11 protein-coding genes and 1 tRNA gene are annotated in these 14,876 nt (G+C 59.8%); 8 read left to right on the forward strand and 4 right to left on the reverse strand.

The features are described 5' to 3' along the window. The first annotated feature begins 122 nt into the window (after positions 1 to 122). From AC788_RS06505 to brnQ, 7 genes are all read left to right on the forward strand, one after another. A complete protein-coding gene (locus AC788_RS06505) occupies positions 123 to 2,954 on the forward strand; it encodes a 2-oxoglutarate dehydrogenase E1 component (protein ID WP_049859855.1) in 2,832 nt (943 codons plus the stop codon). 42 nt (positions 2,955 to 2,996) lie between these two features. Beyond that, positions 2,997 to 4,232 carry a 2-oxoglutarate dehydrogenase complex dihydrolipoyllysine-residue succinyltransferase gene (gene odhB, locus AC788_RS06510; protein WP_049859856.1) on the forward strand — a complete coding sequence of 412 codons (1,236 nt, stop codon included), beginning with the start codon at positions 2,997 to 2,999 and terminating at the stop codon, positions 4,230 to 4,232. 100 nt (positions 4,233 to 4,332) lie between these two features. After that, positions 4,333 to 5,766: a dihydrolipoyl dehydrogenase gene (lpdA, locus tag AC788_RS06515; protein WP_049859857.1), complete on the forward strand. Its 1,434-nt coding sequence runs from the start codon at positions 4,333 to 4,335 to the stop codon at positions 5,764 to 5,766. Between the two features lie 177 nt (positions 5,767 to 5,943). Beyond that, the gene (gene sucC, locus AC788_RS06520; RefSeq protein ID WP_049859858.1) at positions 5,944 to 7,110 is read left to right on the forward strand and encodes an ADP-forming succinate--CoA ligase subunit beta; all 1,167 of its coding nucleotides are present in this window, start codon (positions 5,944 to 5,946) and stop codon (positions 7,108 to 7,110) included. Continuing rightward, positions 7,110 to 7,991, forward strand: coding sequence for a succinate--CoA ligase subunit alpha (sucD, locus tag AC788_RS06525; RefSeq protein ID WP_049859859.1), 882 nt, complete (start codon positions 7,110 to 7,112; stop codon positions 7,989 to 7,991). Before sucC ends, sucD begins: the two co-directional genes overlap by 1 nt. A 518-nt stretch (positions 7,992 to 8,509) precedes the next feature. Beyond that, positions 8,510 to 10,162 carry a malate dehydrogenase (quinone) gene (mqo, locus tag AC788_RS06530; protein WP_049859860.1) on the forward strand — a complete coding sequence of 551 codons (1,653 nt, stop codon included), beginning with the start codon at positions 8,510 to 8,512 and terminating at the stop codon, positions 10,160 to 10,162. A 272-nt stretch (positions 10,163 to 10,434) separates the two neighbouring features. Next, the gene (gene brnQ / locus AC788_RS06535; protein ID WP_049859861.1) at positions 10,435 to 11,748 is read left to right on the forward strand and encodes a branched-chain amino acid transport system II carrier protein; all 1,314 of its coding nucleotides are present in this window, start codon (positions 10,435 to 10,437) and stop codon (positions 11,746 to 11,748) included. Between the two features lie 58 nt (positions 11,749 to 11,806). On the opposite strand, the gene AC788_RS06540 is transcribed toward brnQ, so the two are convergent. The 3 genes from AC788_RS06540 to AC788_RS06550 all read right to left on the reverse strand — a co-directional run bounded on the left by AC788_RS06540 (position 11,807) and on the right by AC788_RS06550 (position 12,940). Further along, positions 11,807 to 12,133: an Arc family DNA-binding protein gene (locus tag AC788_RS06540; RefSeq protein ID WP_043190613.1), complete on the reverse strand. Its 327-nt coding sequence runs from the start codon at positions 12,131 to 12,133 to the stop codon at positions 11,807 to 11,809. A gap of 383 nt (positions 12,134 to 12,516) precedes the next feature. Further along, positions 12,517 to 12,702, reverse strand: coding sequence for a PA3371 family protein (locus AC788_RS06545; RefSeq protein WP_049859862.1), 186 nt, complete (start codon positions 12,700 to 12,702; stop codon positions 12,517 to 12,519). Between the two features lie 10 nt (positions 12,703 to 12,712). Then, the gene (locus AC788_RS06550; RefSeq protein WP_049859863.1) at positions 12,713 to 12,940 is read right to left on the reverse strand and encodes a hypothetical protein; all 228 of its coding nucleotides are present in this window, start codon (positions 12,938 to 12,940) and stop codon (positions 12,713 to 12,715) included. A 299-nt stretch (positions 12,941 to 13,239) separates the two neighbouring features. On the opposite strand from AC788_RS06550, the gene AC788_RS06555 reads away from it, so the two are divergent. Next, positions 13,240 to 13,316, forward strand: a tRNA-Arg gene (locus AC788_RS06555). A gap of 152 nt (positions 13,317 to 13,468) precedes the next feature. On the opposite strand, the gene dctA is transcribed toward AC788_RS06555, so the two are convergent. Further along, positions 13,469 to 14,776, reverse strand: coding sequence for a C4-dicarboxylate transporter DctA (gene dctA, locus AC788_RS06560; RefSeq protein WP_049859864.1), 1,308 nt, complete (start codon positions 14,774 to 14,776; stop codon positions 13,469 to 13,471). Positions 14,777 to 14,876: the final 100 nt, after the last annotated feature.

A 14,876-nucleotide genomic window follows, 5' to 3' on the forward strand; every position in this document is an offset into this window, starting at 1 on the left:
GCTGGTACCCGGACTACCAGCGTACAACTCTGAGGTGGCTTGCACGGTCGCTCTACACGGACCGCGTCAATACGCCCAAGGTGTCAGCGCCGGTGGTGTCCCCTAACCGAGGGTGACCAAGCATGCAAGAAAGCGTGATGCAGCGCATGTGGAACAGCGCCCACCTATCCGGTGGTAACGCTGCCTATGTGGAAGAGCTCTATGAGCTTTACCTGCACGACCCTAACGCTGTGCCAGAGGAATGGCGCACCTACTTTCAGAAGCTGCCTGCCGAAGGCAGCACTGCCACCGACGTTGCACACTCCACCATTCGCGACCATTTCGTCCTGCTGGCCAAAAACCAGCGCCGTGCTCAACCGGTTTCCGCCGGGAGCGTGAGCAGCGAGCACGAAAAGAAGCAAGTGGAAGTGCTGCGACTGATTCAGGCCTACCGGATGCGCGGCCACCAGGCAGCCCAACTGGACCCGTTGGGGCTGTGGCAACGGCCTGCTCCGGCAGACCTGTCAATCAACCATTACGGCATGACCAATGCCGATCTGGATACGACCTTCCGTGCCGGCGACCTGTTCATCGGCAAGGAGGAGGCGAGCCTACGTGAAATTCTCGAGGCTTTGCAGCAGACATATTGCCGCACCATCGGCGCCGAGTTCACTCACATCACCGATTCCGAGCAGCGCAGCTGGTTCCAGCAGCGTCTGGAAAGCGTGCGCGGTCGTCCTTCGTTCTCGGCCGAGATCCGCAGCCACGTGCTGGAGCGCGTCACCGCTGCCGAAGGCCTTGAGAAGTATCTGGGCACCAAATACCCCGGCACCAAGCGTTTCGGTCTGGAAGGTGGCGAAGCCCTGATCCCGATGCTCGACGAGATGATTCAGCGCTCGGGCTCCTACGGCACCAAGGAAGTCGTGATCGGCATGGCCCACCGTGGCCGTCTCAACGTACTGGTCAACACCTTCGGCAAGAACCCTCGCGACCTGTTCGACGAGTTCGAAGGCAAGAAGAAGGTCGAGCTGGGCTCCGGTGACGTCAAGTACCACCAGGGCTTTTCGTCCAACGTGATGACCGCAGGTGGCGAAGTGCACCTGGCCATGGCGTTCAACCCGTCCCACCTGGAGATCGTTTCTCCGGTGGTCGAGGGTTCGGTACGTGCCCGCCAGGACCGTCGCAACGATGCGGTCGGTGACAAGGTGCTGCCGATCTCGCTGCACGGCGACGCTGCATTCGCCGGCCAGGGCGTGGTCATGGAAACCTTCCAGATGTCGCAGACCCGCGGTTTCAAGACCGGCGGTACCGTGCACATCGTGATCAACAACCAGGTTGGTTTCACCATCAGCAACCCGTACGACGCGCGCTCCACCGAGTACGCGACCGACGTGGCCAAGATGATCCAGGCGCCGATCCTGCACGTGAACGGCGATGATCCGGAAGCCGTGGTGTTCGTCACCCAGCTGGCCATCGACTACCGCATGCAGTTCAAGCGCGACGTGGTCATCGACCTGGTGTGCTACCGCCGTCGCGGCCACAACGAGGCCGACGAGCCAAGTGGCACCCAGCCGCTGATGTACCAGCAGATCGCCAAGCAGCGCACCACCCGCGAGCTGTATGCCGAAAGCCTGATCAAGGCCGGCGTGCTCGACGAAGGCAGCGTACAGAGCCAGATCGACGAGTACCGCAATGCGCTGGACAACGGTCTGCACGTGGTCAAGAGCCTGGTCAAGGAACCGAACAAGGAATTGTTCGTCGACTGGCGTCCTTACCTGGGCCATGCCTGGACGGCGCGCCATGACACGCGCTTCGACCTCAAGACCCTGCAGGAACTGTCCGCCAAGCTGCTGGAGATTCCCGAAGGTTTCGTGGTGCAGCGTCAGGTGTCCAAGATCTACGAAGATCGCCAGAAGATGCAGGCCGGTGGCTTGCCGATCAACTGGGGCTATGCCGAGACCATGGCGTACGCCACCTTGGCCTTCGAAGGTCACCCGATCCGCATGACCGGCCAGGACATCGGCCGCGGCACCTTCTCGCACCGCCATGCGGTGTTGCACAACCAGAAGGATGCGGCGACCTACATTCCGCTGCAGAACCTGTACAACGGCCAGCCGCGCTTCGATCTGTACGACTCGTTCCTGTCCGAAGAGGCGGTTCTGGCGTTCGAATACGGCTACTCGACCACCTCGCCCAACGCGTTGGTGATCTGGGAAGCGCAGTTCGGTGACTTCGCCAACGGTGCACAGGTCGTGGTCGACCAGTTCATCACCAGCGGCGAGCACAAGTGGGGCCGTCTGTGCGGTCTGACCATGCTGCTGCCGCACGGCTACGAAGGGCAGGGCCCGGAGCACTCGTCGGCGCGTCTGGAGCGTTACCTGCAGCTGTGCGCCGAGCACAACATTCAGGTGTGCGTGCCCACCACGCCCGCGCAGATCTACCATCTGCTGCGTCGTCAGGTGATCCGTCCGCTGCGCAAGCCGCTGATCGTGCTCACGCCCAAGTCGCTGCTGCGTCACAAGCTTGCGGTGTCGACCCTGGAAGACCTGGCTGAGGGTTCGTTCCAGACCGTCATCCCGGAAATCGATACCCTGGACGCCGCCAAGGTGACGCGTCTGGTGCTGTGCAGCGGCAAGGTCTACTACGACCTGCTGGAGAAGCGCCGCGCCGAAGGCCGCGAAGATGTCGCCATCGTGCGTATCGAGCAGCTGTATCCGTTCCCTGAAGACGACTTGATGGAAGCGATCGCTGCCTACACCAATCTGGAGCACGTGGTCTGGTGTCAGGAAGAGCCGATGAACCAGGGTGCCTGGTACAGCAGTCAGCATCACTTGCGCCGCAGCATGAGCAATCACAAGAAGACCCTGGTCCTCGAGTATGCCGGCCGTGACGCATCGGCTGCCCCGGCTTGTGGTTACGCTTCGATGCATGCCGAGCAGCAAGCCAAATTGCTGCAAGATGCCTTCACCGTTTAATGCCAACGCGCACCTGAAACCGAATTTAAGGAATTACTGATAATGGCTATCGAGATCAAAGCCCCTACCTTCCCGGAATCGGTCGCCGACGGCACCGTTGCGACCTGGCACAAGCAGCCGGGCGATGCGGTCAAGCGCGATGACCTGATCGTTGACATCGAGACCGACAAGGTCGTCCTGGAAGTGCTGGCCACTGCCGACGGCGTCCTGGGCGCGATCGTCAAGAACGAAGGCGACACCGTTCTGTCGGACGAAGTCCTGGGCTCCATCGAGGAGGGCGGTGCTGCCGCCGCTGCACCTGCTGCTGCACCTCAGGCCGCTGCCGCGCCTCAAGCCGCCGCACCGCAGGCCGCCTCGGCGCCTGCGGCCGGCGACGATGACGCCATCGGTGGTCCCGCTGCACGCAAGCTGGCCGAAGAAAACGGCATCAACCTGAACAGCGTCAAGGGCACCGGCAAAGACGGTCGCGTTACCAAGGAAGACCTGGTTGCCGCCATCGAAGCCAAGAAATCGGCACCGGCCGCCAAGCCTGCCATGCCTGCCGCTGCAGCCGCCGTGGTCCAGACTACCGGCGACCGTACCGAAAAGCGCGTGCCGATGACCCGTCTGCGCGCCAAGGTCGCTGAACGTCTGGTCGAAGCCCAGTCGAACATGGCCATGCTGACCACCTTCAACGAAGTCGACATGACCGAAGTCATGGCCTTGCGCTCCAAGTACAAGGACCTGTTCGAGAAGTCGCACAACGGCGTGCGCTTGGGCTTCATGTCGTTCTTCGTCAAGGCAGCCACCGAGGCACTCAAGCGCTTCCCGGCTGTCAACGCCTCGATCGACGGCTCCGACATCGTCTACCACGGCTACGCCGACGTCGGTGTCGCGGTGTCCAGCGACCGTGGCCTGGTGGTTCCCGTCCTGCGCAATGCCGAGGCCATGAGCCTGGCCGAGATCGAAGGCGGCATCGCCACCTTCGGCAAGAAAGCGCGCGACGGCAAGCTGTCGATGGACGAAATGACCGGGGGTACCTTTACCATCACCAACGGTGGTACCTTCGGTTCGATGATGTCGACCCCGATCGTCAACCCGCCGCAGGCGGCCATCCTGGGCATGCACAACATTCTGCAGCGTCCCATGGCGATCAACGGCCAAGTGGTCATCCGCCCGATGATGTACCTGGCGCTGTCCTATGACCACCGCCTGATCGATGGTAAGGAAGCCGTGACGTTCCTGGTGACCATCAAGAACCTGCTGGAAGATCCAGCTCGTCTGTTGCTGGATATCTGACAAGGCAGCCACAGGTAGCGGGATCCGCCATCGAGCCCACGCAGCTTGATCCGGGTCCCGTTGGCTGGGCTTCAAGCATGCCGCTAATAGGAATTGTTTTATGACTCAGAAATTCGACGTGGTAGTGATTGGCGCAGGCCCTGGTGGCTACGTCGCTGCCATCAAGGCCGCACAACTGGGCCTCAAGACTGCCTGTATCGAGAAGTATCAAGACGGCGAGGGCAAGCTGGCCCTCGGCGGTACTTGCCTGAACGTGGGTTGCATTCCGTCCAAGGCACTGCTGGACAGCTCGTGGAAATTCCACGAAGCCCAGGACGGCTTTGCCATCCACGGTATCAACCATGCCGGCGTGACCATGGACGTCCCGGCGATGATTGGTCGCAAGTCCAACATCGTCAAGAACCTGACTGGCGGCGTTGCCGGCCTGTTCAAGTCCAACGGTGTGACCGTCCTGCAAGGCCACGGCAAACTGCTGGCTGGCAAGAAAGTCGAAGTGACCGGCCCCAACGGCGTTGAAGTCGTCGAAGCCGACAACGTCATTCTGGCTTCCGGCTCGCGTCCGATCGACATTCCACCGGCGCCGGTCGACCAGAAGATCATCGTCGACTCCACCGGTGCGCTGGAATTCCAGCAGGTGCCCAAGCGTCTCGGCGTTATCGGTGCCGGCGTGATCGGTCTGGAACTGGGTTCGGTATGGTCGCGCCTTGGCGCTCAGGTCACCGTGCTCGAAGCGCTGGACACGTTCCTCATGGCTGCCGACACCGCGGTGTCCAAGGAAGCCCTGAAGACCATGACCAAGCAAGGCCTGGACATCAAGCTCGGCGCTCGCGTGACCGGCTCCGAGGTTCAGGGCGAAGAAGTCGTGGTCAAGTACACCGATGCCAATGGCGAGCAGTCGATCACTTTCGACAAGCTGATCGTCGCCGTGGGCCGTCGTCCGGTGACCACCGACCTGCTGGCTTCGGACAGCGGCGTTGACATCGACGAGCGCGGCTTCATCTATGTCGATGACTACTGCGCGACCAGCGTCCCTGGCGTCTATGCCATTGGTGACGTGGTCCGTGGTCTGATGCTGGCGCACAAGGCGTCCGAGGAAGGCATCATGGTCGTCGAGCGCATCAAGGGCCACAAGGCCGTGATGAACTACGATCTGATTCCATCGGTCATCTACACCCACCCGGAAATTGCATGGGTCGGCAAGACCGAGCAGGCGCTCAAGGCCGAAGGCGTTGAAGTCAACGTCGGCAGCTTCCCGTTCGCGGCCAGTGGTCGTGCAATGGCAGCCAACGACACCGGCGGTTTCGTCAAGGTCATCGCCGATGCCAAGACCGACCGCGTACTGGGTGTCCACGTGATCGGCCCGAGCGCCGCAGAACTGGTTCAGCAGGGCGCCATCGCCATGGAATTCGGCACCAGTGCCGAAGACCTGGGCATGATGGTCTTCTCGCATCCGACGCTGTCGGAAGCCCTGCACGAAGCGGCCCTGGCCGTGAATGGCGGCGCCATCCACATCGCCAACCGCAAGAAGCGTTAAACAATAAGAAACCACGGTGGATTGCCCGTCGCATGCCCTGTTCGCAGGGGTGCCGCGGAACGTCCGCCGGACTCGCCTCGTCGGTCAACCGGCGAGTAGCAGTCACAGGTGGCGCGGCACTTCAATCACGAAGCGCAGCGCCGAAAAGCGCAGTACCTAACGAAGACGGTAATAAGCATGAATCTTCACGAGTATCAGGGTAAGCAGCTGTTCGCTGAATACGGCCTGCCAGTATCCAAGGGTTACGCGGTAGACACCCCCGAAGAAGCCGCAGAAGCCTGCGACAAGATCGGCGGCAGCGAGTGGGTCGTCAAGGCCCAGGTCCACGCCGGTGGCCGTGGTAAAGCTGGTGGTGTAAAGCTGGTTCGCAGCAAGGAAGACGCCAAGGCTTTCGCTCAGCAGTGGCTGGGCAAGCGTCTGGTGACTTACCAGACTGATGCCAACGGTCAGCCTGTCACCAAGATCCTGGTCGAGTCCTGCACCGATATCGCCAAAGAGCTGTATCTGGGCGCCGTAGTGGACCGCTCCAGCCGTCGCATCGTGTTCATGGCTTCCACCGAAGGTGGCGTGGACATCGAGAAGATCGCTCACGACACCCCCGAGAAGATCCTCAAGTCCACCATCGATCCGTTGGTCGGCGCTCAGCCGTTCCAGGGCCGCGAGCTGGCATTCCAGCTGGGTCTGGAAGGCAAGCAGGTTGCCCAGTTCGCCAAGATCTTCGTTGGCCTGGCCAAGCTGTTCCAGGACCACGACCTGGCCCTGCTGGAAGTCAACCCGTTGGTCATCAAGGCGGACGGCGATCTGCATTGCCTCGATGCCAAGATCAACATCGACGCCAACGCCATGTACCGTCAGCCCAAGCTGAAGGGTTTCCACGATCCTTCGCAGGACGACCCGCGTGAAGCGCACGCTGCCAAGTTCGAACTGAACTACGTGGCGCTGGAAGGCAACATCGGCTGCATGGTCAACGGTGCGGGCCTGGCCATGGGTACCATGGACATCGTCAACCTGCACGGCGGCAAGCCAGCCAACTTCCTCGACGTTGGCGGCGGTGCTACCAAGGAACGCGTGACCGAAGCGTTCAAGATCATTCTGTCCGACACCAATGTCGCGGCCGTACTGGTCAACATCTTCGGCGGCATCGTTCGTTGCGACATGATTGCCGAAGGCATCATCGGTGCGGTGAAGGAAGTCGGCGTGAAAATCCCGGTGGTTGTGCGCCTTGAAGGCAACAACGCTGAACTGGGCGCTAAAGTACTGGCGGAAAGCGGTCTGAACATCATCGCAGCCACCAGCCTGACCGACGCTGCTCAACAAGTTGTCAAAGCTGCGGAGGGCAAGTAATGAGCGTCCTGATCAATAAAGACACCAAGGTCATCTGCCAGGGCTTCACCGGCTCGCAGGGTACTTTCCACTCCGAACAGGCCATCGCCTACGGCACCAAGATGGTTGGCGGCGTGACTCCGGGCAAGGGTGGTACCACCCACCTGAACCTGCCTGTGTTCAACACCGTGAAAGAAGCCGTGGAAACCACAGGCGCTACCGCCTCGGTCATCTACGTACCGGCTCCTTTCTGCAAGGATTCCATCCTTGAAGCGGCGTTCGGCGGCATCAAGCTGATCGTCTGCATCACCGAAGGCATTCCGACCATCGATATGCTGGAAGCCAAGGTCAAGTGCGACGAGCTGGGTGTCATCCTGATCGGCCCTAACTGCCCAGGCGTGATCACTCCGGGCGAGTGCAAGATCGGCATCATGCCAGGCCACATCCACTTGCCAGGCAAGGTCGGTATCGTGTCGCGTTCCGGCACCCTGACCTATGAAGCCGTCAAGCAGACCACCGACGCCGGTTTCGGTCAGTCGACCTGCGTCGGTATCGGTGGTGACCCGATCCCGGGCTCGAACTTCATCGACATCCTGAAGCTGTTCCAGGAAGACCCACAGACCGAAGCGATCGTCATGATCGGCGAGATCGGTGGTTCGGCCGAAGAAGAAGCCGCTGCCTACATCAAGGCACACGTGACCAAGCCGGTCGTTTCCTACATCGCTGGTGTGACTGCCCCTCCAGGCAAGCGCATGGGCCATGCCGGTGCAATCATCTCGGGCGGCAAGGGCACTGCAGATGAGAAGTTTGCTGCCCTGCAGGACGCTGGTGTGAAAACCGTGCGTTCGCTGGCTGATATCGGCAAGGCCTTGGCCGAGCTGACTGGCTGGGCGGTCAAGTAAGCTTCGCTTACCTGCACGTGTAGTCGCAAAAGCCACCTTCGGGTGGCTTTTGTGTTTCTGGAAGATAAGTTCACGGCGACAACGAATCGAGACGATTGTTGCAGGGACAGTACAAGCTTTCTGCGACTTTGGGATGGTTGCGTTAGCGAGCCTCATGTACTATGTCGACCCGCCAGATTGTCGCAGCTCGCTGAAACGTTAAATCGTCTCTTCCGAGCGTGGTTGACGTCTGTGTCAGTGGGTCGAATCAAGCGGTTCAAATCAAGTTGGTGGAATTCTGTACGGCCCTGCTTCGGCAGCCGCAGGATTCAGCGTCGCTCAAGTAGCTGAAGACAATATTCAACAAGAAGAAGTCAGCGCAGGAGAGACATGAAAGTGAGACCGAGCACTGTCGTACGGTCTTGTATGTCTGCCCGTCAGTCCCTCTGAATGCCCGTGTGCGCTGGATTTGCCAATGAATGCTGGCTGTTCCGGGTCGCGACGACGGATGGATGACGTTCTATCCTAGGAATTTCTGAATGTTGAAGAAAGCGAACACAGCGCTGCTGGGTCTGGCTCTGTCCATCGGGATGGTGTCGGCACAAGCGGCCGAAGCGAAGAAAGTCGACGTCCTGCTGATCGGCGGCGGTGTCATGAGCGCCACGCTGGGCGTGCTGCTCAACGAGCTCGAGCCGAGCTGGTCGATGGAAATGGTCGAGCGCCTGGACGCTGTCGCCGAAGAAAGCTCCAATGGATGGAACAACGCGGGTACCGGCCACTCGGCCCTGGCCGAGCTGAACTACACCCCGGAAGACAAGGACGGCAAGGTCCAGATCGCCAAGGCGATCGAGATCAACGAAGCCTTCCAGATTTCCCGTCAGTTCTGGGCTCACCAGGTGACGGTGGGGGTGTTGAAGAACCCACGCACGTTCATCAACTCCACTCCGCACATGAGCTTCGTCTGGGGCGACAACAACATTGAGTTCCTCAAGAAGCGCTATGAAGCGCTGAAGGCGAGCCCGCTGTTCGCCGGCATGCAGTTCTCCCAGGATCACGAGCAGATCAAGAAGTGGGTACCGTTGATGATGGAGGGTCGCGACCCTAATCAGAAACTGGCCGTCACCTGGAGCCCGCTGGGTACCGACATGAACTTCGGCGAGATTACTCGTCAGTACGTCGGTCACCTGAAGGACCAGAAAGGCTTCGACCTGAAGCTTTCCAGCGAAGTTGAAGACATCAAGCGCAATGACGATGGTTCGTGGCGCGTGACCTACAAGAACCTGAAAGACGGCACCAAGACCGAGACCGACGCCAAGTTCGTGTTCATCGGTGCCGGTGGCGCTGCCCTGCATCTGCTGCAGGATTCGGGTATTCCAGAAGCCAAGGAATACGGTGGGTTCCCAGTGGGCGGCTCGTTCCTGGTGACCGAGAACCCAAGTGTGGCCATGCAGCATATGGCCAAGGCCTACGGCATCGCATCGACCGGTGCACCGCCCATGTCCGTTCCGCACCTGGACACCCGTGTCCTGGACGGCAAGCGTGTGGTTCTGTTTGGCCCATTCGCCACCTTCTCGACCAAGTTCCTGAAGAACGGTTCGTACCTGGACCTGCTGACCAGCACCAACCTGCACAACGTATGGCCCATGACCAAGGTCGGCATCGAGCAGTACCCGCTGATCGAATACCTGGCCGGTCAGGTCATGCTGTCGGACGACGATCGCTTCGAAGCCTTGAAGCAGTACTTCCCGCACGCCAAGAAAGAAGACTGGCGCCTGTGGCAGGCTGGCCAGCGCGTGCAGATCATCAAGCGTGACGCAGACAAGGGCGGCGTGCTGAAACTGGGTACTGAAATCGTCGTTTCCAAGGACAGCAGCATTGCTGGTTTGCTGGGTGCATCGCCTGGCGCATCGACGGCTGCACCGATCATGATCAACGTGCTGGAAAAGGCGTTCAAGGACAAGGTCGCGACGCCCGAGTGGCAAGCCAAGCTGCGCCAGATCGTGCCTAGCTACGGTACTGCGCTGAACAACTCGCCGGAAGCTGTGCAGAAAGAGTGGAACTACACCGCGAAGATTCTGCAGTTGGCCGTTGCTCCTCCTGTGATCGACCAGGCCGCTGCCGCTGCCAACCCGATCGAAGGCCAGACGGCACCGAAAGCTGAAAGCAACCCAGCGGCCGACATGGCGCTGTAAGTCCGGGCCTCACGCCTGAGGCTTCTGGAACAAGCTGTATCGTTTCCGCTGAGTCTTGCACCGATGCGACACTCAGGTGCACTCAGCGGACACTTCGCACTGCAACAGTGCGAGGGGCGTCGAATTTCGCTACTCTACGCGCCATTTTGCCGGGCCCGCTCACAAGGCAGCCGCCTGCGCATTCAGTCTGGCCTCATCCGGTCGACCGTGTTTCCCTCAATCCATGGGGAAAACCTCTCTCAATTCCAATCTATTGACGTGGTTTCCTTCCAATGAAAGTGCTTAAAGGCCAGGATATTCTGGCGCTTGGTTTCATGACGTTCGCCTTGTTCGTAGGCGCGGGCAATATCATCTTTCCACCCTTCGTCGGCCTGCAGGCTGGGCCGAACGTCTGGATGGCGGCATTGGGCTTCCTGGTGACGGCGGTAGGTCTGCCGGTGATCACCGTGGTGGCGCTGGCCAGGGTCGGCGGTTCGATGGATGCGCTGAGCAGCCCGATCGGCAAGCTGGCGGGTGGTCTGTTGGCCGCCGTGTGCTATCTGGCGGTCGGCCCGTTGTTCGCAACGCCGCGCACCGCCACCGTGTCGTTTGCCGTAGGCCTGGCGCCCTTGACCGGTGAAACGCCGCTGGCGCTGTTTCTCTACAGCGCGGTGTACTTCCTGCTGGTATACATCGTTTCACTCTACCCCGGGCGCCTGCTCGATACCGTAGGACGGTTTCTGGCTCCGCTGAAAATCATTGCTCTGGCCGTATTGGGTATCGCTGCGTTTGCCTTGCCGGTAGGTCCCAGCGGTGATGCGGTGCCCGAGTATGTCGCTGCGCCATTTTCACTCGGCTTCATCAATGGTTACCTGACCATGGATACGTTGGGTGCGCTGGTGTTCGGCATCGTCATCGTCAATGCCATTCGCTCCAGAGGCGTCGAGTCGCCCAAGCTGATCACGCGCTACGCGATCATCGCCGGGCTGATTGCCGGAGTAGGGCTGGCCCTAGTGTACATCAGTCTGTTTCGTCTTGGGTCGGGCAGCCACGCCGTAGCGGCCGGTGCTACCAACGGCGCTGCAGTTCTGCATGCCTATGTGCAGCACACCTTCGGCGGGCTGGGCAGTGGTTTCCTGGCCGTGCTGATCTCGCTGGCATGCCTCGTGACGGCTGTTGGCCTGACCTGCGCCTGCGCCGAGTATTTCAGCCGAGTCCTCCCACTGTCCTACAAGACGCTGGTGCTCTTGCTGGCGCTGTTCTCGCTCCTGGTATCCAACCTGGGCTTGACCAAGCTGATCGCGTTTTCCATCCCTGTGCTGACCGCCATCTATCCGCCCTGCATCGTGCTGGTGGCGCTGAGTTTCTGCGCCGGGTTGTGGTATTCGCAGTCGCGCATTCTTGGCCCGGTGATGCTTGTCTCGTTGCTGTTCGGCCTCATCGATGCGATCAAGGGCGCGGGCCTTTCGCAGTGGTTGCCAGCATCCTTGCTCGACCTTCCGCTGAGTGAACAAGGCCTGGCCTGGCTGGTGCCGTCGGTTGCTGTGCTGCTCGTGGCGGTGGTAGTCGATCGTGTGCTGGGCGCGCGCGTTCACGCTGCGGCCTGAGCCTTTCGTCACCCACAAAAAAGCCAGCTCTAGAGCTGGCTTTTTTTTGCGGCGGTGTTCATGACGCTTCGGCTGCGGCCTCGACGTCATGGGCGATCAAGGACACCAGTGCATTTTGCTGTCGGTGCGACAGCTGACGGAAACGCTGCAGGAGCTCACGCTCATGCAGGGACAATTCCGGGCTGTCCATCTTCATGCTCAACTCTTCACCCAAGGCACCTTCCTGGATCAGGCTCTGTTCCAGGCGTGCGATGATCTCAGAGTTCATGCTGCGGTGATGGTTACGAGCCACCTCAGCAATCTGCTCACGCATCCCGTCAGGAAGACGTACTACAAATTTGTCAGCCGTGCGGCTGGAGTAAACAGCCTGTTTGAGTGGGCGCATAGTGATGACCGATAAGTTCAGGGGGAGCGGTTCTTGAAGTAGGCCGCAGGATGTCGGTTAGGACACGCCGATCGGCAAATTGTTCCAGCCTGCCGATGCGGCGCTATGATGCACTAATGCGACATAGCTTTGACGCCAATTCTGTGACAAATAATGATCCGAATCGTGGCATTTTGCCAGCCCCTCCTGCACTGTATTTTGCACAGGCTGGCCGCATCTGCCAGGACACGTTCACATACAGAGTGGAGATCTCTTCAAGAGGTGCTCTGACCCGCTTTGTGCATACTGCGCACAGCACGCGCGAGCTACCTTGGGGGGTAGCATAGTGACATCTGGGCCATTTGCTAGCATTGATTGCCGACAGGTGTCGATCTTGTGAGCGATTAGCGCAACAGGGGATCGAATTTGATCCTGCGACCTTTGATCAGCGCCAGCAACAACGCAAGACTGGCGATACCGCCCACGGCTTGCAACGCGATCCCCAAGGCAGACGCGTGTTGTCCGAACGCGAACGCGCTGGTCCAACAGGCTATGGCAATCAACATGAATGCCAAGGCGTATCTCGACATCTGCAACTCCTTAAAAGGTATAGCGTTCAGTGCGCTGGGTCGTGGCGGGCTCGCTGACGCCCTTGGCGGCCCTGAGCGGCGCCTCGGTACTGGAAGACGCAACGCGAGCGACGGGGGCGGGGATAAAGCGAGCGGCATCGACATGGACCAGTGCAGGGTCAGTGGCCTGGCTGTGGAACTGAAAGCCGATGAGGATGACCAATGTCATAGCGTTGAGCATCAAGAGTACGCTGTTCATTGAAATTCTCCGCAGCCTGAATGTCGAAGCGTGGTTCAGCATCGAATATAGCAGGCGGCGTGCCAACTTCAGAGATTGGGAAAAACCCAGTGATTTCAGCGGTATGCACAGTGCTCAAGGCAATTTGATATTGCATCCTGCACTGCCGAGTGCAGTTGAGTATTGCAAAATGCATGAACGCCGAAGCTAGGTTTTCGAGCGACTCAACGAGACAAAATCCTTTCCATGCTGCATGACAAACCGGGCCTGGCTGGGTAACATGCATGCCGTTCGTCGTGCCGCCCGGTACGCCGCTGTGTGTCTCAGTAGCTCAATTGGATAGAGCATCCCCCTCCTAAGGGGAAGGTTGCAGGTTCGAACCCCGCCTGGGACACCATTTTTACGCGCGATTGTTTATCTGTCGTCAGCCTTTAAGGGCATCCAAAAACCAGACCGTCATGGCCTAGTGAGTTGTAACAACGTTTAATCGGTGTACTCAACGGTCCTGCGCCATGAGTCGTGATGCCCAGACGTGGCGAGCACGGCCTCTCACTTTTGCGCCAGCAGCGCTTTTTTCGCGGCCTTTTCGTCTTTCATGGCTGCCAGTTCACGCTGGCAGGTTTCGACGTCGAACGAGTTGTCCCACTTTGCAATCGCGATGGTGCCGATGCCGTTTCCGATCAGGTTGGTCACCGCGCGGGCTTCGTTGAGGAACCGGTCGATACCTAGCAGCAGCACCAGACCCACCAGAGGGATGGAGTGAATGGTGGTCAGCGTAGCCGCCAGCGTGACGAATCCGGCACCTGCCACGCCCGCCGAGCCTTTGGATGTCAGCAGGAACACGGCCAGCAGAATCATCTGGTCGGCGAACGTCAGGGGGGTATTGGTCGCCTGGGCGATGAAGATCGCTGCCATGGTCAGGTAGATGCAAGTGCCGTCGGCGTTGAACGTGTACCCGGTAGGCAGGACCATGCCCACGACCGATTTCCTGCAACCCAGCTTCTCCAGCTTGACCATCATGCGCGGCAACACCGCCTCGGTGGAGCAGGTGCCCAGCGTGATGAGTATTTCGTCCTTGAAGTAGCGCAGAAACTGCATCAGCGGCATCCCCGACCAGCGGGCTACCGCGCCCAGCACGACCACAATGAATATCAGCGTCGTGATATAGAGCGCGACCAGCAACTGGCCGAGGGACAGCAAGGTACCGATGCCGTATTTGCCGATGGTGAACGCCATGCCGGCGCCTGCGCCGAGCGGCGCCAGGCGCATGACCATGGCGACGATCTTGAACAGCCCTTGCAGGAAGAGATCGATGGTATTGATCAGCGGCTTGCTGACTTCGCCCAATTGAACCAGCGCGATGCCCATCAGTACCGACAGTAGTATGACCTGCAGCATCACGCCGTTGGAAAACGCACCGACGAAGGTGTGCGGGATGATGTTGAGGAAGAATTCGACCGTACCGCCTTGTTCGCTGGCCGCCTGGCTGTATTTGTTGATGGCACTGGCGTCGAGTGCATTGACGTTGATGTTCATGCCGACGCCGGGCTTGACGATATTGACCACGATCAAGCCTACGACCAACGCAATGGTCGAAAGGATCTCGAAGTAGATCAGGGCTTTGACGCCGATGCGGCCAACCTCCTTGATGCTACCCATTTTTGCGATGCCGACGACGACGGTACCGAAAATGATGGGTGCCAGAAGCATTTTGATCAGCTTGATGAAACCATCGGCAAAGGGTTGAAGCTTGTCGCCGATGTCGGGGGCGAAATAGCCGATGGCGGCACCGATGACGATGCCGATCAACACTTGGACATACAGCTGGCCGTACCAGCGAGATCTGGAGACTTCCACGAGAGCACCTCATTTTATTGTTGTGATGGGCGTGTGGCGTGGCGTCGGTGTCCGACGCCGGCGTCTGCGGCCTGTTCTGGGCAGGCCACAGAAGGGCGGC

The sequence above is a fragment of the Pseudomonas sp. RIT-PI-a genome, assembly GCF_001187875.1.
GTDB lineage: Bacteria > Pseudomonadota > Gammaproteobacteria > Pseudomonadales > Pseudomonadaceae > Aquipseudomonas > Aquipseudomonas coleopterorum.